A 23,829-nucleotide genomic window follows, 5' to 3' on the forward strand; every position below is an offset into this window, starting at 1 on the left:
TTCAGATGAAAAGAAAAGCAGCGAAAAATGAAGCACTGACAAATAATATGACACCGACAGAAAGCATGGCACATGATCAAGGACAAACCCAATTTGATGAACAATCAAGAGATCGTCAGGCAAACCGAAATTCTCACAAAGGGAAACAAGGGGGAGGATCTCGTGACTAAAAAGCATGTGAAGAGCAAGGACATGAAAGACCATAAGAGGCCAATGGACCCAGATATCTTAGAAGAGGAATTTGGCAGTGAGCTTGGAGATATCAACAGCAGCAAATGGATTGATACTCTTGTAAAACCTAAGAAAGATGCTGAATGTCACAATGGACACATGGATGAAAAATAGAAAAAACGATCCTCGCGGGATCGTTTTTTATTTGATATAACTGCCTTGCCTGCCGGTGATTGTACGCAAAAGATTGTTCATTTTGAGCTCAATCACTGGCTGTGCAACGTTTTTAACAAAGGTGCTAGACAGGGTAAAGGTTAACAGAATGGTCAGCAGCAATAACATCAGTACACTTGCTGCATTCAGGGCCCAGTCGTCAAACAAAGTCGTTCTAAGCAGCTTGATCACAAAGCCATGTAGTAAATACACATATAACGTTCTTGTGCCCCATTTTGTAAAGAAGAAACGGCGTGTTGGCACTAATGCAAAGAAGCTGAATGTAGCGCCAAATGCAAGCATGTACCATGCCATTCGTTTCATTGCCGCAATCAATCCCTCATCTCCAAGAGAAGCATATGACTGTGATCCAAATAAGAAGGAATAATCAAATTCATAGAAATAGCAAAATAAGAATACAGCCATTAATACAAGAAGTGCTGCCAGCTTTCCTTTGCTTGTACGGATGAATTCAAAATGCTGCTTTTTTAAATAGAAGCCAGCTAAAAACATCGGCAAAAACACAAACGTACGCGATAAGCTGAGCGTATTGCTGATGCTGTCCACGTAACCGACAAGTAACGCAATCGACAAACTGACGATCATCGCCCAGTGAAACGGAAGTTTAGAAAAAGGAATGAGCAGCAAATTCCAAAAAAATAAACTAATTAAAAACCATAAAGACCATTGCGGATCAATTGGATTTAAATTGGCCATGCTTTGATCCTGCAAGAGATAATAGTAAACTGAATAGATCACCTGAAAAATTAAATATGGGATGATCAGCTTAACGGCGACTTTTTTCATAAAACCTGGCTTTCTAAAGCCTTTTGCAAAGAAGCCGGAAACCAAGATAAAGGCGGGCATATGAAAAGTATAAATAAACTTGTATAAATAGAGCATCCAATCATTATCATGAATGAATGATCGTAACAAATGACCAAAAACAACTAGAAAAATCAGAAGAAATTTCGCATTATCAAAATAACTATCTCGTGAAGATGCCATAACATCACCTTTCCTGCTTGATTTCAAACATAAATGTTCTATGTGCACTGTTCCCGTATTTGCCCCATTTTAAAATACATTTTGGCTCATTTCGCTATTTGATGTGAAATTGTAGAACGGTTGTAAAAGAAGCGTAAGAAAAGAGAATCGCAGTTCGATCCTGTCATCCAAATGAAATAAATGAGACAGTCTTCGTGTAAAAAGTTATTTTTTTTTATGAGTCGAATGAAGGAACAATGAAAATATTGTAGAAATATTGTAGAGGAATGAGGCTGGAAAAGGAGTGTAAGAGAATGACTGAAACGCTCGATGGCGCAGAAGATATCAGAAAATTAGAAAAAGAGAACGAATATTTGCGAACAGAGTTGATGCAGCAAAAGAGGCTGTTAAATAAGACGTTAGATGCCATTTTCATATTTGATCAGCACCTCAATATTATCCAAGCCAACGAAGCGACATGCAGGCTTGTACAGACATCGAAAGAAGACCTCCTCAATAAATCCGTTCTAGATTTCCTATACGGCATCCCGAAAGACAAAATTGAATGCTCCCTTGATTTATTTTTTCGAAAAGGAAAGTTAAGAAGAGAAATCTCCATTCAGCTTGAAAACGGGGAAACAAAATACATTGAATTTGTCGCAGAGCATGACGTCGTGAATCAGCAATATATCGTGGTCATGCGAGATATTTCCTCAAAGAAAATACTAGAACGAGAACGCTCCATGAATGAGCAGCTGTTCAAAGATTTGTTTGACCGAGCCATTGACGGGATGGTCATTTTTGATCAGGATGGCTGCATGATCGACGCCAATCACTCTTTTTGTCAGAGCTTTGAGCTGCAAAAGACCGATTTAACCGATCGTTATTTAAATGAATTTGTCGAAGATGAAAATCTTCCAGCCTTGCAGCACCTTTTAACGTCGCTTAAAGAAACAGGGAAAGCCAAGGGAGAGCTTCCCGTTACCCTTCAATCTGGCCAGCAAAAATTATTCGAGCTCACCATTACATCAAATGTCATGAGCGGTTTTTATATGTCCATCATGCGGGATATTACAGAAAAAAGGTTAATGGAAGAAAAGCTGTTAAAAAGTGAGGAACGCTTTAGAGAAATTTTCGAAAATGCAATGGATGCGATCATCATATGGGCAGATGATGGAGAGATTGTGAGAGCCAATGAATCAGCCTGCCGAATTTTTGAATTGCCTATGCACTCACTGATTGGCAAGAAACTCACAGACTTTCTCGTGAAATCTGATCAGAGATATAGGCCGACTAGAAGACGTTATATTCGGAATCATGAAATAAGGGAAGAGCTGTTGTTCAGAATGGCAAATGGTCAGTTTAAAGAGCTCGAGTTTACATCAAAGCATGCGGTATTAGAAGGACAGCACTTAACCATTTTACGTAATGTGAGTGATCGAAAAAGAATGGAAGAGGAGCTGCGCGAAAGTGAGCTCAAATTCCGTAAAGTATTTAATGGATCAATGGACGGCATTGTTCTTTTTGATAACCAGTACCGCATTATCGAAGTCAATCCATCCGCAAGCGAGCTGCTCGGATTGAAAGACGATCATTTAACGGAAATGAACCTTTTCCATATCCTTGCGCCTTATCAAATTGAACATTTGGCACAGCCTGCTCAGGCGATGTCGTTAGATGAAATGGACAATGAAGTTCCGTTTGTGCTGAACCATCCAGATCAGCGTATATTGGAATTCTCTTTTAAACGCAACATTATTCATAATATGAATTTGGCGATCTTTAGAGATGTGACAGAGCGGAAGGAATTAGAAGAGCGGGTGAGAAAATCAGATACCCTTCATGTGGTGGGAGAGCTTGCCGCTGGAATTGCGCATGAAATTAGAAACCCGATGACAGCATTAAAAGGCTTCATTCAGCTGTTAAAAGGGAATATAGAAGGGGAGTATTCGCTCTATTTCAATGTCATCACATCTGAGCTGAAAAGAATTGAATCCATCATCACCGAATTTTTGATTTTAGCGAAACCGCAAGCCATCGTATATGAAGAAAAAAATGTGGTGCAAATTATGAAAGACACGATGGATCTTTTGCACGCACAGGCGAACCTCGGCAACGTTCAAATGCATCTCAATGTGTTGGATGAGATTCCGCTCATTTATTGTGAACAAAACCAATTAAAACAGGTCTTTATTAACATTTTAAAAAATGCAATTGAAGTCATGCCGAGAAAAGGAAATGTCTATGTGAGCATTCAGCGGAAGGGCGAAGAGCATATTGTCATTTCACTGCGGGATGAAGGCTGCGGAATGGCAGAGGACAAGCTCAAGCGTCTAGGGGAACCATTTTATACGACAAAAGAAAGAGGAACTGGACTTGGCTTAATGGTTAGTTATAAAATTATTGAAGAGCATCAAGGAACGATTGAGGTAGAAAGTGAGGAAGGGGTAGGAACCGTCTTCCATCTCACGCTTCCACTGAGGCAGAAGAAACAAGAAGGAGAGCACTAACGTGTATTATACCGTCTATCACGCACCAATTGGGGCATTATACATACTAGAAAAAGACGATGCCATCATCGAGGTGATGTTTGATGATGAGCCATTTTTAGTAAAAAAGCAGAAAGCCGATCTAAAAGAAGAAGAAACGCCTGTATTACAAGAAGCGAAAAAGCAGCTAGATGAATATTTCAAGGGAGAGCGCCAAGTATTCGATCTCCCGCTCAAGCAAAAGGGATCTCCGTTTCAAGAGCAGGTGTGGGAAGCACTTTCGACTATTCCATATGGTGAATCAAAAAGCTATGCAGACATTGCAGAAGCGATTGGCAACCCAAAAGCTGTAAGAGCGATTGGACAAGCGAACAGACGCAATGCATTACCTATTTTTATTCCCTGTCACAGAGTGATTGGAAAAGACCGCTCTCTGACGGGCTATGCAGGAACAAAAACAGACATGAAAGCGGTCCTGCTAGAATTAGAAGGTATCCCATTTGTTCAAAAATAAATCGATTGACCTGTTCCAAATGTTTGTCAAGCGACATATCCTTTTATTAAGCTAAAAAAGTTGGTTGAGGGAAAAAGGAGGGCGCTAGGGAATGTTTTGGGGCAAAAAAAATAAAATGTATGCCGTCACATCACTATGTGTCAAAATGAACGTTTTGACAGAAGAACAGAAAAAAGAAATCTTAGCAAAAACGAGTGAAATAAAAAAGCGCGGTGCTCTTAAATAATAAGTACACGGCGCTTTTTTTATGATCAGAGTGAGATGTTTTCAGCGAACAGAGTATCAATCTCTTCTGTATAGTTCGATGTGATAATCCCTTTCTCTGTAATGATACCTGAAATGAGATGGTGAGGAGTGACATCAAAGGCGGGATTGAATACCTGAACATCAGGCGGTGCAATTTGGACGCCGTTTAATTCCTTTACTTCCAGCGGATCGCGCTCTTCAATTGGAATATCTGCCCCGTCTTGGGTTGATACATCAAAGGTGGAAAGCGGTGCAGCTATAAAAAACGGAATTTGAAAATGCTTAGCTAAAATGGCGAGACTTAACGTTCCAATCTTATTCGCCGTATCTCCATTACGGGCAATACGATCAGCTCCGACAATGACAGCAGAAATTTTCTTTTCTTTCATCGTATGGGCTGCCATGTTATCTGTGATGAGCGTCACATCTACGCCGCCTTGCATGAGTTCCCATGTTGTCAGCCTAGCCCCTTGAAGAACAGGGCGTGTTTCACAGGCATAAATGTGAAGATCGAGATTTTTCTTTTTGGCTAAATAAAATGGAGCAAGGGCTGTTCCGTACCGGCTTGTGGCGATGGAGCCTGCATTGCAAATGGTCATAATACGATCACCCGATTTAAAGAGCTGGAGTGCATTTTGACCGATTTGTCTGCATGTTTCTTCATCTTCAATTTGAATTTGAATGGCTTCATGGACAAGGTCTGTTTTGGCTGCATTGACCGAAGCTGCACGCTCAATGCGCTGCAATAATCGCTCTAAAGCCCAGGCTAAATTCACAGCGGTTGGACGAGCACTGTTTAAATATTCTTTTATCTGAATGACTTCTTGTTTAAAAACATCAATTTCTTCTGTCTCAATGTCTTGGGCACTGAGCGCCAGTCCAAAAGCTGCTGTAATGCCAATGGCAGGTGCTCCCCGCACTTTTAACGTGACAATGGCATCATACACGTCTTCTTTTGTATATAAATGCTCAAACTCAGTTTCGGCCGGTAATTTTTGCTGATTCAAAATGTTAATATGGTTTTCTTCCCATTCGACAGAACGGGGGACTTCAAATTCTTTAGACAAAACCCGTCACTCCTTTACAGATTGATGGAATAATGCGACGAGGTCAGACGCTGCTTCCACTGCATGATATTGTTTGATCATTGTTTTTCCGAGCGTTAGTGCTGCTTTTTTCTGCTGAATCCTTCTAGATGGTGATGGAATCGCATCGAGATCAGCGGCATGAGCAAGGCCGATTGTTCGGCGGACAAGCTCACAGCCCGCAAAGCCTGCCGCTTCTTTTAAAATACGGTCAAAGGTTGTTGCTAAAAAACTGTCAGATACACTAAATGCTTCAATGCTGTCTTCTTTCCAAGCTTTTGCGAACACTTCTTTGAATGTCGTCCATACATTGATGACATGGTCAAAAAGGTGCTGCTGATCGTGTTCATTCTCACGAGACAAAGCATTCAGGAACAGGTTAGCGATAAAGTGGCCAATATCGAATCCAAAGGGACCGTAAAAGGCGAATTCTGGATCAATGATTTTTGTTTCCGTCTCATTTGCAAAAATACTGCCTGTATGAAGATCTCCATGAACGAGTGTTTCAGCAGATGTCAGGAAAATACGCTTCAGTTCGGCTGCTTTGGCCTGCACTTCAAGATCTGCCCAAAGCGCTTCGGCAGCTTCTCTTAATTCTTCTTCGAAATCATTTGTGCCGCTATCAAAGAAAGGATCTGTGAAGACGAGTTTTTCAGTAATGTCACAAAGGTCCGGATTCGTAAATTGCTTCACAAATTGTTTTTTGATTTTAGGATTTGTGGCAAAGTCAGAAGTGTAAAAAAGTGTTTTTCCTAAAAATTCTCCTACATGATCGGATAAATGCGGATATTGTTTTCCGGCAATTAGCCCTTTTCTGACGATTTCCAGGTGTGATAGATCCTCCATTGCCGTCACAGCAAGAGCTGTATCTGAATAATAGACTGCAGGTACAAGGTGCGGCGTATATTCTGACTGCTTGATCAGGGCAGCACTTTCAATTCTCGCACGGTCTAATGTAAGCGGCCAGCTCTCTCCGACCACCTTGGCATAGGGCAGGGCCTGTTTGATGATCAATCCTTTTTCTTGTTTGTGATCAAAAATATGAAAGACGTAATTTAAATTCCCGTCACCGATTTCCGTACATGTCAAATGACTGCTTTCTTGGATCAAGCCAAGTCTAATTGCGAGTGCAACTGCCGAGCTTTCTGTTAATTCTTCATATGATGCCGTAAGTGTAACCAATTGCTATCCCTCCAAATCATATAAAAAAGCCTCTTTCTCCTGAGAGAAAGAGGCTTGATGGCGTGTATGCTCAAAGCCTCTCTTATCTCTCAGCACATACGTCTGATGGAATTAGCACCGTGCCCTATAAGACAATTGTCTTGGCGCTTACTTGCTGCGCCCCACTTCACAGTGGTATTTACGGTCGGTTGCTGTTGGGGTCAAAAGGCCAAATCCCTCGCCCAACTCTCGATAAGAGAAATCAATATGTAATTGTTTCGTGCCTGTTTGCATTTCTTAATTCAAGATATTATCAGAGCTGCGCTTCACATGTCAATCTTTTTTCAAAATTGCTTTACAATTCATAAAACAATCCATTACAGTGTTTGTATTGTTACGTAACTTGAATAGAAGGTGAAGAAATGGAATTCCAGCAATCAGATGTATTGAAACAATTACCGAAACAATTTTTTGCGTCTCTTGTCCTAAAGGTGCAGAAAAAGGTGCAGGAAGGGGCAGATATCATTAATTTAGGGCAGGGAAATCCTGATCAGCCAACCCCTTCGCATATTGTAAAAGCCATGCAGGAAGCGGTATTAAAACCTGAAAATCATCAATACTCGTCATTCCGCGGAACAGCGAAATTAAAAAAGGCTGCCGCCGCCTTTTATGAAAGAGAATATGGTGTCACGCTTGATCCGATGAAGGAGATTGCGATTTTATTTGGCGGAAAAGCGGGACTTGTTGAGCTGCCGCAATGCCTGCTGAATCCTGGAGATACACTCCTTGTCCCAGACCCTGGTTACCCTGATTATTGGTCAGGTGCCGTGCTTGCTGGAGCTCAGATGGTGACGATGCCGCTTCTTGAACAAAATGATTTTTTACCTGACTATGATCGATTGCCTGAGAATGATAAGAAAAAAGCAAAGTTGATGTATTTAAATTATCCTAACAATCCGACAGGTGCCACGGCAAGTCGTGCATTTTTTGAAGAAACCGTTACGTTTGCGAAAGATCACAAACTCTGTGTTGTCCATGATTTTGCCTATGGCGGCATTGGGTTTGATGGGAAAAAGCCGATCAGCTTTTTGCAAACAGATGGAGCGAAAGAGACGGGTATTGAAATTTACACATTATCTAAAACGTATAATATGGCCGGCTGGAGAGTAGGTTTTGCAGCAGGAAACCCATCTGTTATTGAAGCGATCGAGCTTTATCAGGATCATCTGTTTGTTTCACTGTTTAAAGCAACTCAAGATGCAGCAGCGGAAGCCCTATTAAGCGACCAAACGTGCGTACAGGTGCAAAATGATCGATATGAAAATAGGCGAAATGTGTGGATCGCTGCATGCAAGGAGATTGGCTGGGAGGTCACAGCACCAAAGGGGTCATTTTTTGCTTGGCTAAAGGTGCCAGAAGGATATACATCTGAATCTTTTTCTGACGTATTATTAGAGAAAGCACATGTTGTTGTGGCTCCGGGGAATGGGTTTGGTACTCACGGTGAAGGGTATGTGAGAGTTGGGCTTTTAACAAGTGAGGAGCGGTTACAAGAAGCCGCTCGGCGTATCGCTGCCTTGAATCTGTTTGAAAATAAGCCATTGACAACATAAAAAAATGGTGCGATAATTCAGACAATATTTAAGAAAATTGAATATTCTTATCAAGAGTAGGCAGAGGGACTAGCCCAATGAAGCCCGGCAACCGACTTCCATGAAGCACGGTGCTAATTCTTGCAGCAAGCGCTGAGAGATAAGATTCGGATGAATGACACGAAACACAACCTCTTTAAGGCGCTGACAAAGCACTTGAAGAGGTTTTTTATTGACCATATGCATGACGAAATTGAAAGGGGATTCCTAGTGAGTGAATTACTGGCAACATACGTATTAACATATCGAGAGGATGAACAAGTGAACCGAAAAGCGGAGCAGATCGCACTTGGTTTAACAGTGGGATCATGGACAGATTTGCCGCAGCTCAAAAAGGAGCAGCTTCAAAAACATAAAGGGCGGGTAGAAAAAGTATCAGAAAAGGTTGCTTCAGCCGAAAATGGCGTATATCAATCTGAGGTGACCATTGCTTATCCTGAGGCTAACTTTTCAGCTGATATACCGGCCGTTTTGACGACGATCTTTGGAAAGCTTTCACTTGATGGAAAAGTGAAGCTAGTCGACATACAATTCTCGGATAGATTTAAAAGAAGCCTGCCAGGACCGGTATTTGGAATTGATGGCATACGCAAAAAATTAGGCGTGTTTGATCGTCCGTTGTTGATGAGTATTTTTAAAGGTGTCATTGGCCGTGATATGGCGGATTTAAAAGAGCAGCTCCGTTTACAAGCATTAGGCGGCGTTGACTTTATCAAAGACGATGAAATTTTATTTGAGAGCCCGCTAGCCCCTTTTGAAGAACGAATCAAAGAAGGAAAAAAGATATTAAAAGAAACATATGAAGAGACAGGGCACCGAACGTTATATGCCGTTAATTTAACAGGCAGAACCTTTGAACTGAAGGATCGAGCAAGAAAGGCAGCTGAACTCGGAGCGGATGCACTCTTATTCAATGTCTTTGCCTACGGACTAGATGTCATGCAAAGCTTAGCTGAGGATCCAGATATTCCATTGCCTATTATGGCCCATCCCGCAGTAAGCGGCGCTTTGACATCATCGCCTGAATATGGATTTTCGCATTCTCTTCTTTTAGGTAAATTAAATCGATATGCTGGCGCTGATTTGAGTCTTTTTCCCTCACCTTATGGGTCGGTTGCACTTCCGAAAAAAGATGCCTTTGGAATCTATGAAGCTTGTGTAAAAGAGGATTTGGTTCAAAAAACGTTCCCAGTCCCGTCAGCAGGCATTCATCCTGGAATGGTTCCAGTATTGATTAAAGATTTTGGACTCGATCATGTGATTAATGCTGGTGGAGGAATTCACGGACATCCGCGTGGAGCCATCGGTGGAGGGAAAGCATTTCGATCGATCATTGATGCGGTGATACATGGAGAGTCGATCCAAGAGAAGGCAGCTTCTTGCCAAGACTTAAAAGCAGCACTTGAACTATGGGGAAGGGTAGCAGAATAAATGAAAAAACCAATTGTATGTTGTGATTTTGATGGAACAATTACAAAAAATGATAATATCATTCGCATCATGAAACACTTTGCACCAAGTGAATGGACGAAGCTGAAGGATGATGTTCTCACAAAGGAGATCACCATTCAAGAAGGCGTCGGGCAGATGTTTCAATTACTGACGAGTGATCAAAAAGAAGCTATTCAGTCGTTTATTTTAGAAGATACAGAGATTCGAGAAGGATTCAGGCAATTTGTTGATTATGTGAAAAAGGCTGATATTCCTTTCTATGTGCTAAGCGGCGGGATGGACTTTTTTGTCTATCCCATACTCGAGGGCATTGTGGGCAGAGACAATATTTATTGCAATCATGCCTCATTTGGGGAAGATCATATTCAGATTGAATGGCCGCATGTCTGCGATTCGCAATGTCAAAATGGCTGCGGATGCTGCAAGCCGTCAATCATTCGAGAGCTGACCCATGAGAAGGACTTCATCATCATGATCGGAGATTCAGTCACCGATGTGGAGGCGGCAAAGCATGCGGATCTCACATTTGCGCGCGACTACTTGCTGAATGAATGTAAGGAGCTTGGGCTTGTATATCAAGAGTATGAAACATTTATTGATCTTAAAGCGCAATTTGAACAAATAAAGGAAGTGAAGGAATGGCAGACGCAAAGAGCAAGCGCTGGCAGGAGCTAGCAGACGTCAAACGTGAACTGGCACAAAGAGACTGGTTTTACGGAACAAGCGGCAATTTATCGATCAAGGTGTCGGATGATCCAATCACGTTTTTGGTGACGGCAAGCGGTAAAGATAAACGAAAAGAAACGGATGAAGATTTTGTTTTAGTGAACGCAGCAGGCAAGCCTGATGATCCGAACGAACAGCTTAGACCATCAGCCGAAACACTGCTTCACACATACGTGTATGAGCGGACGAAAGCAGGTTGCTGCCTCCATGTCCATACAATCGATAATAATGTGATGTCTGAGCTGTATGGGGGTAAGGGCGAGGTTCGTTTGAAAGGAAACGAAATCATCAAGGCGCTTGGTTACTGGGAAGAGGATGCAGAAGTGTCGATACCGATTATTGAAAATCCAGCCCATATTCCGCATCTTGCAGCACAATTTGCAAAGCATCTCACTGAAGAGTCAGAATCAGGTGCGGTGCTCATTCGAAATCACGGCATCACTGTCTGGGGAAAAACAGCCTTTGAAGCAAAACGAGTATTAGAGGCGTATGAATTTTTATTTAGCTACCACTTAAAATTAACGCTTTATCAAAAGCAGCTTGTCAGATAAAAAGGAGGAAAAGCACATGGCGACGATTTTGATTCATAACGAAGAAAACACATTACTTGAAAACGAGCAAGAGGTAGCAGCATATTTAGAAAAGCAAGGGGTCATTTATGAACATTGGGATATTGCAAAGCTGCCAAACCGGTTATCAGAAAAGTATGATTTAACAGATGAGGAAAAGGAAGAGATTTTGACTGTTTTTCAAAAGGAAATCCAGCGTATATCTGAAAAACGAGGGTACAAAGCGCAGGATGTGATTTCATTATCTGACGCCACACCAAATCTAGATGAGCTGCTCCAAAATTTTAAGCGTGAGCATCATCATACAGATGACGAAGTACGTTTTATTGTAAGCGGGCATGGAATCTTTGCCATTCAGGGTAAGGATGGCGTCTTTTTTGATGTGAGACTGAATCCAGGCGATTTAATTTCTGTCCCGCCACATATTCGCCACTACTTTACACTTCAAGAGGATCGCAAAGTGGTCGCAGTTCGCATATTTGTCACAACTGAGGGCTGGGTGCCAATTTACGAGGAAGAAACGGTTTAATGACAGGAGCTGATCATTCCGCATGAGGCGGATGATCAGCTTTTTTTTAGGAAAATAGGCATAAAATGAGAAAGAAAATAGTTGATTTTGATCTTCTGCATAGGATAAAATTCTGTTTAATCCATGTGTCAGTCCTGTCCAAATTTGAAGTTTACCCCCAAATTAGATTGGGTAAGAGGTCTTTAGGCTGTAAAAAATTAAATAAAATAAGCATATTTAATTTAATTTACAAATAAAGTATAATTTTGGTGTCGGATCATTTTGAGCATAGACAGTCGAATTCATTGCGGGAGCTGAGATCATGAATATTTATGTAAGGAAAGAACAATTGCTGATGTCCATTGATGAGAAGAGAAAACAGATGGTAGAAGCTGCTCAAGCGGAAGGCTACACTGGTGAGACGACAATTAAATATAGTCAAGAACTAGACAACCTGATGAATGAGTATCAGTATCTCCTTTTTCATGAGAAACAATCTGCCCCCTCCTTTCATGATCTTGTATCTCAAATGAGTCTTCTATCTGTGAACCGCCCTTCTTATTGACATGAAAAACCGGTCTTGCCTAAGCAAAACCGGCTGAATGTTTCAACTATGCTGAGTGAGCAGAAGGAAGCATGATCATGACGGTTGTTCCTTTATTCACTTCGCTTTGAATATCAATTGTCCCGCCATACATCGAAATAATTCGTTTACACACGACAAGCCCAAGACCTGTACCTTTTTCCTTCGACGTAATAAAAGGAAGGAAGATATGCTTTAACATTTCTTCTGGTATGCCTTCACCCGTATCTTTCACTTTAATGATGACATGTTCTGTTTCAGCCTCAATCAAAATCTTCAAATGACCGCCATTTGGCATCGCTTCTAACGAGTTCTTCGCTACATTTAATACGACTTGTTTAATGTGATCCTTTGTGCAATATACCCCAACATCTTGAATCGTATTAATTTGCAAATCAACCTCAACATTATAAAGGTTCGCCTCAGAGAAAACGATCGGCATGATCTCACTTACAATTTCTTTTACAGAGTTATTCTGCCATTTTTCTGCCGTTGGTTTCCCTAATACAAGAAACTCACTGACGATTTGGTTGATTCGTTTAATTTCTTCTTCAATGACAGAAAAATAGAGCTGATCTTCTTCTGAATGATACTTCTTTTGCAAAAGCTGTATAAATCCGCTGATCCCTGTTAATGGGTTGCGAATTTCGTGTGCCGTACTTGCTGCGAGGGTTCCGATTAATTCAAGCTTTTGCGCTTCATTTTGGTGACGCTCCTGCTGGGTTTGACGCCTTAAAATGATATATTGAACAAGTGTGAATAAAATATTTAATAAAATAAAAGCACTGGATAAAGGGATCAGCATAACAGACAGCACTTCACCTGTAGACGCGCGCTGCGGAAAGACCTCCAGCTTCCAGCTGTTTTCATCTAAATATGTAGACACGGTGCTGCCATTTTCTGATGCTGGCTGCGGACCACTTGTAAACACCACATGTCCATTTTGATTCAGCATCTTAAAATGAAGATCAGGGTTCAATACATTCATAATATTTCTTAAATAATCAATTTGAATGGCGGCGACTAGCACATTGGTGACTTCTTCATTTTCATCTAGCACAGGCACGCAAATGGAGAGAATCCGCTGTTTTGTAATTCGGCTCACATAGTTATCTGTGATCACCGTCTGCTTGGTCACTTGAATGCGCTTAAAGTAATCTCTAAATGACAGGTTGATTTTTTCCTTTAACGGTGTGGTGCTTACTGATACATTTCCTTTTTTGTCTAGGAGATACAGACCTGAAAAACGAGGTTCTTGTTTATAGATTTTCTCTAGGATGTTTTGTACTTTTTTTGTCTCAAGAGGCTGGTCAAATCCCATGGCAAGTGAAGTTAATCTCGCTTCTGTTTCACTAATTAAATAATTCATTTGGTTTTTGTGAATATTTAACATAAGTGTAGCAGTTTGTTTGTTTTTTAAGTCGATTTTTTCCGTTTCTTTTTCGTAGATAAAATAACTAATGATTAGGGTTGGAATCATGACCAAAATAAGGTACAGCCTGATCTTCTTCCAAAACCCTTTCAGTATACTCATCATTCATCGCTCCAACGTATTACCTAATAGACTTATTATAGCATTGAACCTATCTTTATTACGATGACTTGTGTGATTTTTAAAAAATTAGGTGATTCGTTCTGGTCTCATTTTCATGCTAAAGATGGATCAAGATGTTGACATTTTACTTATTGTTTATTAATGTCACATTAGTGGGTTGCATTTCATAAAGGATGATAAAAAATGGAAAATCATAATGTTGAGAAATCTTTGAAATTATTTATTGTATTATCACGTGCCTATCGCTCAATTAATCATCACATGAACAAACATATTGTGAAGCACGGGCTGAATCCGACTGAATTTGCAGTATTAGAATTACTGTATCATAAAGGGGATCAGCCTCTTCAGCAAATCGGTGATAAGATTTTACTTGCAAGCGGCAGCATCACGTATGTGGTCGATAAATTGGAGAAGAAAGAACTCCTCAGTCGTAGGGCCTGTGCAGAAGACCGCAGGGTGACATTTGCGCATATTACCAAGCAGGGACGAGCTTTGCTTGATGATATCTTCCCAGATCATGCGAAAGAAATTCATGAGATGATTAGTGTCCTTAGCGAAGAAGAGAAGGATGCCTGCATTGATATGCTCAAACATGTGGGACTGCGTGCAAAGCATTTATATGATCATACAGAATAAATAGAAAAGGAAGCCGAGGGCTTCCTTTTTTATTTCGCTTTTTTCTCAATCGGTAAAATGAGTACTTCTACGCGTCGGTTTTTACTTCTGCCTTCTGCTGTATCGTTTGAAGCAACCGGCTTGAATTCACCGAAACCTTTTGTACTAAAGTTCTCTTGGTCTAAATTGCTGTTCTCAAGAAGAATACTCAAAAAGTTTACAGCACGAATGGCACTTAAATACCAGTTGGATTCAAATTCTGAATTTCTGATCGGTACATTATCAGTATGTCCGCTAATGACGATGTCACGAGCGGGGTTTATGACAAGTAGTTTTGAGATTTCCTTTGCTAACGGGACATCTTGAGGGCGAATAACCGCCCGGCCAGAATCAAAGAAGATACTGTCTTCTATCGTAATGAGCAAACCTTCGTCCGTGAGCTTTGTTTCGAGCTTAGCTCCAAGTTTCTTATTGGCAATGAAGGAATCCACTTGCTTTTTGACCTTTGTGAGAACGGCATGGTCTCGAGCTTTCGCTTTGGCTTCTTCATCTTCTTCGGCTGCTTTCTTGGTCTGGTTGCTATTTTCAGTTTCTTCAGTGCTTTGCATGCTGGTTTGATCCATGACACCAGTACCACCCGTAAAGACGACATTAAAAGACTTTGCCATCTGTTCGTATTTTGCCGCATCAATCGAACTAGATGCAAATAGCACAATGAAGAGAGCGAGTAGAAGCGTCAGAAGATCGGCATAAGGGATCAGCCAAGATTCATCTACATGGTCATCGTGATCATGTTTTTTACGTTTCCTAGCCATTTTGTTTTTCTCCTTCTTCAATGACAAGATTTGCACGTTCTTTCGCTGGTAAGTACATGAGAAGTTTTTGTTCAATCACTTTTGGAGATTGACCTTCAAGAACAGAAAGGATCCCTTCGATCATAATCAGACGAAGTTTTACTTCTTCCTTTGATTTACGCTTCAGCTTGTTGGCAAATGGATGCCATAACACATACCCGGTAAAAATCCCAAGCAGTGTGGCAACGAAGGCTGCACTGATTGCATGTCCAAGTGCTTCAATATCTCCCATGTTTGCAAGTGCGGCAATAAGTCCGACAACGGCGCCAAGTACACCAAGCGTCGGAGCGTATGTACCTGCTTGCGTAAAGATTAATGCGCCTGACTGATGTCTTTCAGACATGGCGTCAACCTCTTCTGTTAAGACGTCGCGAATAAATTCTGCACTCTGACCGTCAACCGCCATGCTTAAGCCGTTCTTAAGGAAATCGTCATCTACTTCCTCAATGCTAGCTTCTAATGCCAAAAGACCTTCACGACGCGCAATTTGTGCCCAGTTTGAAAAAAGAGGGATCATTTCTTGAATCGTTGGAAGCTGGTTGTCTTTGAAAATTTTGCCGAACAATTTTGGTGTTTTCTTAATTTCACTAGATGGGAATGCGATGACAACAGCTGCAATCGTCCCAACAACAATGATCAATATAGCCGCTGGGTTGATAAGAGCGGTTAGACTCACACCTTTCAAAACCATACCGACACTCAGTGCAATAAATGCTAAAATAATACCAATTAACGATGTTTTGTCCATTATCTCACCAAATCCTTTAACTATCTTTTTCTATAGTTAATATCGGTGTCTTCTAGAAGGGTTTTAGTCAGAATATAAAATTAAGGCAGTTTCTGTGAAGAAATTTTGACGAAAGCGCTTTCTAATACCTTAAAAAAGAAGCTCCCTCTGATATAAAGGGAGTTTCTTTTTAATTTCTTTGAGCAGTTTCATTTAAAAGCAGCTCTTTTAATTTTTCTTCATACATAATTTTGACAAGATCATAGCTCCAATTCATCATGTGATCCACCTCTTTTTCTTTTATCGTAAAGGAAAAGAGGCGGAGGGGGCGTCGGCGTGCGGATGGAACTTAGACACCGCAACATGATGGAGCTGTAGATCCTTCTTAGGATGTACTTATCCTTTTTTTACTACAATTTCGTCATCTTCAACATCTACAGTAAATCCTGAAAGCTTTTCTTCTTCAAGCAATATTTCCGTCATTTGATCTTCAACATGCTCTTGAATGGTTCTTCGCAGTGGACGAGCACCAAATGCAGGGTGATATCCAAGTTCTGCAATTTTTTCTTTCGCTTCTTTTGTCACATGGACTGTTAAATGTTGCTCTTTTAATTGCTCTGACAGCTCATTGAGCAGAAGATCCACAATCTTCACTAAATCATCTCTATCTAATGAGTCAAACTGAATGATGCTGTCAAAACGGTTCAAGAATTCTGGCTTGAAATAGGCGCTGAGTGAATCAATGAGTGATTGTTCCTCAATCGCTTCTTCCTGATCAGACTGGAAGCCGACTTTGACCGTTTTATCTGTGCTGCCTGCGTTACTTGTCATGATGATGACTGTATCTTTAAAGCTGACGGTTCTGCCTTGGCTGTCTGTTAACCGGCCATCTTCCATGATTTGAAGGAACATATGCTGCACATTAGGATGTGCTTTTTCGATTTCATCCAGCAAAATGATGCTGTATGGTTTTCTGCGCACTTTTTCCGTCAGTTGACCCGCTTCATCATGTCCAACATAACCAGGAGGAGAACCAATGAGCTTGGATACTGAGTGTTTCTCCATGTACTCACTCATATCTAAACGGATGATCGCATCTCTTGAACCGAATAATTCTTCAGCTAGCGTTTTTGACAATTCGGTTTTCCCGACACCTGTTGGTCCAACGAATAGGAAGGAGCCTGTTGGTCTATGTTTCGATTTTAAGCCGGCTCTGCTTCTTTTCACAGCTTTCGCCACTTTTTCAACCGCATGTTCCTGACCAATCACCCGTGCTTTTAAGCGGACGTCAATTTCTTTCATTTTGGTTTGTTCGTCTGCTTGCAGTTTGCCGACAGGGATGCCTGTTTTTTGTTCCACAATGGCTTGAATGGCTTCTGCTGTGACGACATGTTCTTTGTCATTTGTTTTGTTTTGAAGTCTTGCTTCAATGGCTTCTTCTTCATCTCGAAGCTTCGCTGCTTTTTCGTATTGTTCTTCTTTTAAAGCAGCTTGTTTTTCAGCAGCAATTTCTGTCAGACGATTCGTTAGTTCATCTTCACTTGCTGCATCAATGGAGAGGTTCGCTTTTGAACCTGCTTCATCCATTAAATCAATGGCTTTATCCGGCAAATGACGGTCTTGAATATACCGGGAAGATAATTGAACACACGCTTGAATAGCTTCGTCTGAATAAGTGACGCCATGATAACTTTCGTACTTATCTTGAATGCCTTTTAAAATCTCGATCGCTTCATCTTGTGTTGGCTCATCCACAATGACGGGCTGGAAGCGTCGTTCAAGGGCGGCATCTTTTTCAATTTGACGATATTCTTTTAATGTCGTCGCACCTACTAGCTGAAGCTCGCCTCGTGCAAGGGCTGGTTTTAAGATGTTTCCAGCATCCATTGACCCTTCGGCAGATCCTGCGCCTACAAGAAGATGGATTTCATCTACAAATAAGATAATATTTTTACGGCTTTGCAGCTCTTTAATTAACTGCTTCATTCTTTCCTCAAATTGACCACGTATCCCTGTATTCGCTACAAGGGAGGAGACATCTAATAAATAGATTTGTTTGTTCTTTAATTTATTTGGTACATCGCCACTTGCAATTTTCAGTGCGAGTCCTTCAGCGATCGCTGTTTTCCCAACACCTGGTTCACCAATCAGAACAGGGTTATTTTTATTTCTTCTATTTAAAATTTCAATGACTCTTGCGACTTCTTCATCACGGCCGATGACTGGATCAATTAAACCAGCATTTGCGCCATCTGTTAAATTCCGGCCAAGTTCATCGAGTAAGCCTTTTTGCTTTGGCTGCTCTACGCTTTGTGCATGTCCTGCTTGCTCAGAGAAGAATGAGCTTCCCCCGAACAATTGAGGTCCCATTTTCATTTTTGATTGCTCCATCAAAGAGGTGTAGCAGTCTTCACATAAAACCATTTGGCTCCGGGACGAATTCACTTGCATATTCAGGCGAATAGTTGCTTCATTTACTTGACAATGTTGACAACGCATTTGCCATAACCTCCTTAAAATAAAGTTTGACTTTATTTGACCAATGAATGTTAAAGAAAATGGTCTGTTGTTTGACCATCTTTGACTATAGTATACTCTGACCTATTTTGACTTTCAACTGTTTTGCTCAAAGGCAGTTGAAAATCCTTTTTTGCATTTAATCATGGTTTGTCCTTCTTTTCAAGGAACTCGTCTCATAGGATAAAAAAAGACAATCGAAAGTGATGGGTGCGGAGGGGTCACATGAAACGTTCAAATGAATCCGCTTTTCAGCTTGCCTTTTTATATGTAGGAACAGTGGTTGGAGCTGGGTTTGCGACAGGAAAAGAAATCGTAGAATTTTTTGTTCGTTTTGGCTGGATTGGACTATTCGGAATCTTGATTAGCGGCGCTATTTTTACTGGACTTGGTGCAAAAATGATGCTCATTTCTAAACGAATTGAAGCAGAGTCTTATCAAGATATGAACCGGTTTCTATTTGGCACAGCTGCAAGCAGGTATATTAATGTCGTCATGTTTTTTATTTTACTAGGCGTCACTTCAGTGATGATTTCTGGCGCAGGGGCTATTTTTGAAGAGCAGCTTGGCATATCAAAGGAATATGGAATCTTTTTGACGATCATTCTGAGCGTCATTGTGCTTTTGAAAGGTTCAAAAGGATTATTTGGTGTCAATGTTCTCGTCGTCCCAATGCTTATTTTCTTTTCATTGATCGTATTTCTTGATTCATTCGTTTTTAGCAGTAGTGAAAGTTATGTTCTTGCGCTTCAAATGGGTGAGGGAGAGTGGATTTTATCAGCTATCTCATATGGAGCTTTTAATTTAGCACTTTCTCAAGCAGTGTTAGTGCCCGTCGCAAATGAAATGACCTCTGAAGCGGTGATTAAAAAGGGAGCTGTGCTTGGGGGCGTCATGCTGACCCTTATTTTACTGGCATGCTTTTTATCTCTTTCTTCATTAAATATGCTGGAGGCGTTTGATATTCCAATGGCTCAGGTAGTGTATCAAGTAGCAAACTCCATTCACCTCATTTATTTATTTGTGATCTTCGGCGAAGTCTTTACATCCGTCATAGGCAATTTATATGGACTCGAGAGACAAGTGAGGGCGTATATACGAATGAACAGTGTCATGACAATATCCCTTATTCTCTTATGCTGCTATGTGATTAGTAAAATCGGTTACGGAACATTGATATCAACGGTTTATCCTATTTTTGGCTATGTGAGCATCTTTTTTATCCTCTTTCTTTGTCTAAAAAAAGTGCCTGCATCTCTTGATAAGTAAAGAAGGGATAGCCTGCATGAAAAATATGTGGTACACTATCCTCTGTGAAAATTGAACAAAAATCCGTGTAAAACGGGAGAGGTTCTAGCAAAACCCTCTATAAAAAACTAAGGACTTGCCGTATCCTTGGATGTGGCATTTTTTATTTTTTATGGCTGGGACACCTCATACACTTGTAAAGGTGTCTTTTCTTTTGAGAAAATAGGGGTTTTCAAGAGCCTTTCAGATGCAGCTTTGTACGATTGTATAGATCTGCAAAAGGAGGAGAACAGAAAATGAAAAATGAAAAAGCAGTCGTTGTCTTTAGCGGGGGACAAGACAGTACGACATGTTTATTATGGGCACTTCAACAATTCGAAGAGGTAGAAACCGTGACCTTTCATTATAATCAGCGTCATCAAGAAGAAATTGATGTCGCCAAAAGAATTGCTGACAAGTTAGGTGTGAAGAATCATCTATTAGATATGTCTCTTTTGAATCAGCTTGCACCAAATGCTTTAACAAGAGATGACATTGACATTGAGGAAAAAGAAGGAGAGCTGCCTTCCACATTTGTACCAGGACGAAACTTAGTGTTCTTATCCTTCGCTTCTATTCTTGCGTATCAAATCGGAGCAAGACATATTATCACCGGTGTATGTGAAACAGACTTTAGCGGCTATCCAGATTGCCGTGACGAGTTTGTAAAGTCTTGTAATGTCACAGTGAATTTGGCGATGGAAAAACCATTTGTGATCCATACACCACTCATGTGGCTCAATAAAGCAGAAACATGGAAGCTTGCGGATGAGCTGAATGCGCTGGATTTTGTAAAAAATGAAACGCTCACTTGCTATAATGGCATCATTTCTGATGGCTGCGGGGAATGTCCTGCGTGTAAGCTTCGGAAAAATGGCTATGACACTTATATGGAAATGAAGGAGGCAAAATAAGTGCTTTCTCAAATCTATCCACAAACGAATCATCCATACTCATTTGAATTGAACAAAGATATGCATGTATCGGCTGCCCATTTCATCCCAAGAGAAGATGCAGGTGCTTGTAGCCGCGTACATGGTCATACGTACACCATCAATATAACCATTGCGGGAGACGAGCTAGATGAATCGGGTTTCCTTGTCAATTTCAGTACATTGAAGAAGCTCATTCATGGTCAGTATGATCACACACTGCTTAATGATCATGAAGAGTTCTCGTCAACCGATCCATACGCGATGCCTACTACAGAGGTTGTGGCAAAGACAGTCCATGACAAAGTAGCAGCGTATTTATCGACTTTAGCGAACAAACCGGTATGTGTTCAGGTCTTTGTGAGGGAGACTCCAACAAGCTACTGCATTTACCGGCCGAAACGAGTTGAAAACAATGGCTAAAGCGATTCCTGTATTAGAAATCTTTGGTCCGACCATTCAAGGAGAAGGGATGGTCATTGGACAAAAAACCATGTTTGTCAGAACAGCTGGCTGTGACTACTCTTGCAGCTGGTGTGATTCCGCCTTTACATGGGATGGCTCAGCGAAGCATGACATTCAGTGGCTTCACGCAGAAGACATTGTCAAAGAATTAAAAAGAATAGGCGGACAGGCTTTTTCTCATGTCACCATTTCAGGGGGGAACCCTGCGCTTTTAAAACAAATGGAATCACTTATTGATTTGCTGCACGAAGAAGGAATTGATACAGCGCTTGAAACACAAGGGACGATGTATCAGGACTGGTTTTTGAAAATCGATGATTTAACCATTTCTCCGAAGCCGCCAAGCTCAAATATGAAAACAGATTTTACGAAACTAACACGAATCATAGATGAGCTGAAAAGCGGAAATAGATTGCAGCATGCAAGCCTGAAGGTCGTGATCTTTGACGATCATGATCTAGCCTATGCAAAGGATGTTCATGCGAAATATCCAGAGCTTCCTTTTTATCTGCAGGTAGGAAATGATGACACGACGACAGGTGATGATGCGTACTTATTGACGCATTTATTAAAGAGATATGAAGCGCTTGTCGATCAAGTAGCGCAAGATCCAGACTTAAATCGCGTAAGAGTGCTGCCGCAGCTGCACACATTATTGTGGGGAAATAAACGAGGCGTATAGAAAGGAAGAGACGACATGACGACAAGAAAACCAGAAGAATTAGAAGGTGTCACTTTACTAGGAAATCAAGGGACCAATTATTTGTTTGATTATGCACCACAAGTGCTTGAAACGTTTCCGAATAAACATACAAATAGAGATTATTTTGTGAAATTCAACTGCCCAGAATTTACGTCACTTTGTCCGCAAACAGGTCAGCCGGATTTTGCGACAGTTTATATCAGCTATATCCCAAATGAAATCATGGTCGAAAGTAAATCACTAAAATTATATTTGTTCAGCTTCCGTAACCATGGTGACTTTCATGAGGATTGTATGAACATTATTATGAACGATCTCATTGAATTGATGGACCCAAGATACATTGAAGTGTGGGGCAAATTTACACCAAGAGGCGGTATTTCAATTGACCCGTATACGAACTACGGAAAACCTGGTACCAAATATGAAGAAATGGCATCATATCGTATGATGAACCATGATATGTATCCAGAAACGATTGATAATCGCTAATCAATAGGAAAAGACATGCCTGATGACATGTCTTTTTTTACGGGGTTAAAATGAATCAATCAGGCTGAACTTATAAAAAAAGAGAAGAGTCATGTCGCTCTTCTCATACAAATGGGAATAGAACTTGCTAGGACGGCTGGGGGCTACCAGCTCGTAAACATATTATATATGACAGAACGTATGTTTGTAAAGGTAAAACGTGTTTTTTTGCTTATCCTATTTGCTTTGAGATAAAATAGAGGGCAATGAACGGAAAACGGAGGCGTTTGAGTTGGCAAACAAAGAAGAAAAGACAGAGAAGCTGCTGATGGAGCTAAGAGAAGAGCTTCAAATGCTCGAACATCAAAACAAAGAACGATATAAATGGAGTGCCTCCACATTGCTTGGAGTGATTGCACTTTTGATTGATAAAGGCGTTATCACCCCCGAGGAAGTTGACATGTACAAGACGAAAGCGGAAATGCAAACCTTTCATACGCAAAAAGACTGACACCGCTTCATATAGTGTCAGTCTTTTTCATATGTGATTGTCAAAGAGAGCTAAACTGTCAAACGAGAGCAGCTTTGCTTCGTATATACGTATGTAACGATAGTCTGAATTGAGGATTGCAAATTATTGTACGGAGTCTTTGATGATTTTATAGTTTTTATGATTAACGACTGTTAGTGAATCCAGTTCTAAATCTCTATAGTTGTCCATAATGGTGACATCCACAATGACAGAGTTTTCATTCACTTTTTCAACTACACCTGTTAAACCATTTCTAAATTCGATCACATTTCCAATTTTTGCAATCTTCAACCGATCCCTCTCCTTTAAAAACAGATTTCATTCCCTATTAAAAAGTATTTTGCAATATTTTCATACCAATGTAAAGGATAAAGACGTTTTTGTTTCGTTTTCGTTGTATGCTTTCCTAACGGATGGTATATTTAATATTTGATGATGGCTGTAAAGGAGCGGTTTTTTTGACTGAAGAACAAATCCTCACAATCCTTGAATCGTTACGAAATGGGACGGAAAAGCAAGTGACCATCCAAAAAGATGATTTTTTAACGTTTCGTTCGGTCTTGGTGAATCAAGATGATTTTAAGCATTTTCGCGGGATTGCGAAACATGGTGGAGATGTTATTTTTGAATATCTTACAGAAGCAAGAAGCTAAAGCTTTTTCTCATGAATGAGAGAAAGCTTTTTTATTTTAGTTCTTTTGTCACACTTCATACCAGCTTGATACATCTGAAAAGAAAATGTAATAACCCATAATCAGGAGCATAAGGATGATTATAGGCGGAAGAAGGACCTTTTTAAGCGCTAACAATTC

General features: G+C 40.6%; 27 protein-coding genes and 3 riboswitches. Of the genes, 19 read left to right on the forward strand and 8 right to left on the reverse strand.

The annotated features are described in order from the left end of the window. The first annotated feature begins 5 nt into the window (after positions 1 to 5). Together C6Y02_RS19285 and C6Y02_RS04510 are read left to right on the forward strand one after the other, a co-directional pair. Positions 6 to 170 carry a hypothetical protein gene (locus tag C6Y02_RS19285; protein ID WP_012009727.1) on the forward strand — a complete coding sequence of 55 codons (165 nt, stop codon included), beginning with the start codon at positions 6 to 8 and terminating at the stop codon, positions 168 to 170. Continuing rightward, a complete protein-coding gene (locus C6Y02_RS04510) occupies positions 163 to 345 on the forward strand; it encodes a hypothetical protein (protein WP_034662925.1) in 183 nt (60 codons plus the stop codon). Before C6Y02_RS19285 ends, C6Y02_RS04510 begins: the two co-directional genes overlap by 8 nt. 27 nt (positions 346 to 372) lie before the next feature. On the opposite strand, the gene C6Y02_RS04515 is transcribed toward C6Y02_RS04510, so the two are convergent. Continuing rightward, positions 373 to 1,392, reverse strand: a complete 1,020-nt coding sequence (locus C6Y02_RS04515; RefSeq protein ID WP_106030760.1) for an acyltransferase family protein — start codon at positions 1,390 to 1,392, stop codon at positions 373 to 375. A gap of 293 nt (positions 1,393 to 1,685) precedes the next feature. On the opposite strand from C6Y02_RS04515, the gene C6Y02_RS04520 reads away from it, so the two are divergent. From C6Y02_RS04520 to C6Y02_RS19590, 3 genes are all read left to right on the forward strand, one after another. Beyond that, complete coding sequence (locus C6Y02_RS04520) at positions 1,686 to 3,881, forward strand: PAS domain-containing sensor histidine kinase (protein ID WP_060596110.1); 2,196 nt, start codon at positions 1,686 to 1,688, stop codon at positions 3,879 to 3,881. A 1-nt stretch (position 3,882) separates the two neighbouring features. After that, a complete protein-coding gene (locus C6Y02_RS04525; protein ID WP_066030983.1) occupies positions 3,883 to 4,374 on the forward strand; it encodes a methylated-DNA--[protein]-cysteine S-methyltransferase in 492 nt (163 codons plus the stop codon). 91 nt (positions 4,375 to 4,465) lie between these two features. Next, positions 4,466 to 4,600 carry a hypothetical protein gene (locus C6Y02_RS19590; protein WP_258182057.1) on the forward strand — a complete coding sequence of 45 codons (135 nt, stop codon included), beginning with the start codon at positions 4,466 to 4,468 and terminating at the stop codon, positions 4,598 to 4,600. Between the two features lie 25 nt (positions 4,601 to 4,625). On the opposite strand, the gene mtnA is transcribed toward C6Y02_RS19590, so the two are convergent. Together mtnA and mtnK are read right to left on the reverse strand one after the other, a co-directional pair. Beyond that, positions 4,626 to 5,687 (reverse strand): S-methyl-5-thioribose-1-phosphate isomerase, encoded by a 1,062-nt coding sequence (gene mtnA, locus C6Y02_RS04530; protein WP_060596112.1) that lies wholly within the window; start codon positions 5,685 to 5,687, stop codon positions 4,626 to 4,628. Positions 5,688 to 5,693: 6 nt separating this feature from the next. Next, complete coding sequence (gene mtnK, locus C6Y02_RS04535) at positions 5,694 to 6,887, reverse strand: S-methyl-5-thioribose kinase (RefSeq protein ID WP_060596113.1); 1,194 nt, start codon at positions 6,885 to 6,887, stop codon at positions 5,694 to 5,696. Between the two features lie 79 nt (positions 6,888 to 6,966). Further along, a riboswitch (SAM riboswitch) is annotated at positions 6,967 to 7,125 on the reverse strand. Between the two features lie 163 nt (positions 7,126 to 7,288). On the opposite strand from mtnK, the gene C6Y02_RS04540 reads away from it, so the two are divergent. The 6 genes from C6Y02_RS04540 (at position 7,289) to C6Y02_RS04565 (ending at position 12,338) form a co-directional block, all read left to right on the forward strand. Continuing rightward, a complete protein-coding gene (locus C6Y02_RS04540) occupies positions 7,289 to 8,479 on the forward strand; it encodes a pyridoxal phosphate-dependent aminotransferase (RefSeq protein ID WP_106030761.1) in 1,191 nt (396 codons plus the stop codon). A 44-nt stretch (positions 8,480 to 8,523) separates the two neighbouring features. Beyond that, positions 8,524 to 8,625: riboswitch (SAM riboswitch) on the forward strand. A 73-nt stretch (positions 8,626 to 8,698) separates the two neighbouring features. After that, positions 8,699 to 9,949: a 2,3-diketo-5-methylthiopentyl-1-phosphate enolase gene (gene mtnW, locus C6Y02_RS04545; RefSeq protein WP_189318245.1), complete on the forward strand. Its 1,251-nt coding sequence runs from the start codon at positions 8,699 to 8,701 to the stop codon at positions 9,947 to 9,949. Beyond that, positions 9,950 to 10,645 (forward strand): 2-hydroxy-3-keto-5-methylthiopentenyl-1-phosphate phosphatase, encoded by a 696-nt coding sequence (locus C6Y02_RS04550; protein WP_106030762.1) that lies wholly within the window; start codon positions 9,950 to 9,952, stop codon positions 10,643 to 10,645. Continuing rightward, complete coding sequence (locus C6Y02_RS04555) at positions 10,609 to 11,247, forward strand: methylthioribulose 1-phosphate dehydratase (RefSeq protein WP_060596117.1); 639 nt, start codon at positions 10,609 to 10,611, stop codon at positions 11,245 to 11,247. The genes C6Y02_RS04550 and C6Y02_RS04555 overlap by 37 nt, the downstream gene beginning before the upstream one ends. 16 nt (positions 11,248 to 11,263) lie before the next feature. After that, a complete protein-coding gene (locus C6Y02_RS04560; protein ID WP_060596118.1) occupies positions 11,264 to 11,794 on the forward strand; it encodes a 1,2-dihydroxy-3-keto-5-methylthiopentene dioxygenase in 531 nt (176 codons plus the stop codon). Between the two features lie 301 nt (positions 11,795 to 12,095). Then, on the forward strand, positions 12,096 to 12,338 hold the full coding sequence (locus C6Y02_RS04565) for an aspartyl-phosphate phosphatase Spo0E family protein (RefSeq protein ID WP_034662891.1): 243 nt from the start codon (positions 12,096 to 12,098) through the stop codon (positions 12,336 to 12,338). A 46-nt stretch (positions 12,339 to 12,384) separates the two neighbouring features. On the opposite strand, the gene kinD is transcribed toward C6Y02_RS04565, so the two are convergent. Continuing rightward, on the reverse strand, positions 12,385 to 13,890 hold the full coding sequence (gene kinD / locus C6Y02_RS04570) for a sporulation kinase KinD (protein ID WP_066030978.1): 1,506 nt from the start codon (positions 13,888 to 13,890) through the stop codon (positions 12,385 to 12,387). 204 nt (positions 13,891 to 14,094) lie between these two features. On the opposite strand from kinD, the gene mhqR reads away from it, so the two are divergent. Beyond that, positions 14,095 to 14,550: a MarR family transcriptional regulator MhqR gene (gene mhqR / locus C6Y02_RS04575; protein WP_034662884.1), complete on the forward strand. Its 456-nt coding sequence runs from the start codon at positions 14,095 to 14,097 to the stop codon at positions 14,548 to 14,550. A gap of 29 nt (positions 14,551 to 14,579) precedes the next feature. Here mhqR and motB read toward each other — a convergent pair whose 3' ends face one another. The 3 genes from motB to C6Y02_RS04590 form a co-directional block, all read right to left on the reverse strand. After that, positions 14,580 to 15,344, reverse strand: a complete 765-nt coding sequence (gene motB / locus C6Y02_RS04580) for a flagellar motor protein MotB (protein ID WP_060596120.1) — start codon at positions 15,342 to 15,344, stop codon at positions 14,580 to 14,582. Continuing rightward, a complete protein-coding gene (gene motA, locus C6Y02_RS04585) occupies positions 15,337 to 16,131 on the reverse strand; it encodes a flagellar motor stator protein MotA (RefSeq protein WP_034662877.1) in 795 nt (264 codons plus the stop codon). Before motA ends, motB begins: the two co-directional genes overlap by 8 nt. Positions 16,132 to 16,506: 375 nt before the next feature. Continuing rightward, complete coding sequence (locus tag C6Y02_RS04590; RefSeq protein ID WP_106030763.1) at positions 16,507 to 18,609, reverse strand: ATP-dependent Clp protease ATP-binding subunit; 2,103 nt, start codon at positions 18,607 to 18,609, stop codon at positions 16,507 to 16,509. Positions 18,610 to 18,852: 243 nt separating this feature from the next. Here C6Y02_RS04590 and C6Y02_RS04595 point away from each other — a divergent pair, with 243 nt between their 5' ends. The 6 genes from C6Y02_RS04595 to C6Y02_RS04625 all read left to right on the forward strand — a co-directional run bounded on the left by C6Y02_RS04595 (position 18,853) and on the right by C6Y02_RS04625 (position 22,996). Beyond that, the gene (locus tag C6Y02_RS04595; protein WP_066030976.1) at positions 18,853 to 19,896 is read left to right on the forward strand and encodes a YkvI family membrane protein; all 1,044 of its coding nucleotides are present in this window, start codon (positions 18,853 to 18,855) and stop codon (positions 19,894 to 19,896) included. 72 nt (positions 19,897 to 19,968) lie between these two features. After that, positions 19,969 to 20,013, forward strand: a riboswitch (PreQ1 riboswitch). A gap of 158 nt (positions 20,014 to 20,171) precedes the next feature. Beyond that, positions 20,172 to 20,828, forward strand: a complete 657-nt coding sequence (gene queC / locus C6Y02_RS04600; protein WP_024424683.1) for a 7-cyano-7-deazaguanine synthase QueC — start codon at positions 20,172 to 20,174, stop codon at positions 20,826 to 20,828. After that, on the forward strand, positions 20,829 to 21,269 hold the full coding sequence (gene queD / locus C6Y02_RS04605) for a 6-carboxytetrahydropterin synthase QueD (RefSeq protein WP_060596123.1): 441 nt from the start codon (positions 20,829 to 20,831) through the stop codon (positions 21,267 to 21,269). Next, the gene (gene queE / locus C6Y02_RS04610) at positions 21,262 to 21,993 is read left to right on the forward strand and encodes a 7-carboxy-7-deazaguanine synthase QueE (protein WP_034662862.1); all 732 of its coding nucleotides are present in this window, start codon (positions 21,262 to 21,264) and stop codon (positions 21,991 to 21,993) included. The genes queD and queE overlap by 8 nt, the downstream gene beginning before the upstream one ends. Before the next feature lie 15 nt (positions 21,994 to 22,008). Then, a complete protein-coding gene (queF, locus tag C6Y02_RS04615; protein WP_003211403.1) occupies positions 22,009 to 22,506 on the forward strand; it encodes a preQ(1) synthase in 498 nt (165 codons plus the stop codon). A 271-nt stretch (positions 22,507 to 22,777) separates the two neighbouring features. Further along, positions 22,778 to 22,996 carry a hypothetical protein gene (locus C6Y02_RS04625; RefSeq protein ID WP_034662856.1) on the forward strand — a complete coding sequence of 73 codons (219 nt, stop codon included), beginning with the start codon at positions 22,778 to 22,780 and terminating at the stop codon, positions 22,994 to 22,996. 123 nt (positions 22,997 to 23,119) lie between these two features. Here the strand turns inward: C6Y02_RS04625 and C6Y02_RS04630 are convergent, their stop codons facing one another. Then, entirely contained in the window at positions 23,120 to 23,308 is a 189-nt protein-coding gene (locus tag C6Y02_RS04630) for a YkvS family protein (protein WP_106030764.1), read from the reverse strand. 167 nt (positions 23,309 to 23,475) lie between these two features. Here C6Y02_RS04630 and C6Y02_RS04635 point away from each other — a divergent pair, with 167 nt between their 5' ends. Next, entirely contained in the window at positions 23,476 to 23,670 is a 195-nt protein-coding gene (locus C6Y02_RS04635) for a hypothetical protein (RefSeq protein ID WP_024424688.1), read from the forward strand. Positions 23,671 to 23,829 lie beyond the last annotated feature (159 nt).

Origin of the sequence: Bacillus sp. NMCC4 (genome assembly GCF_002998555.1) — a bacterium.
In the GTDB taxonomy this organism is placed as follows: Bacteria; Bacillota; Bacilli; order Bacillales; family Bacillaceae; genus Bacillus.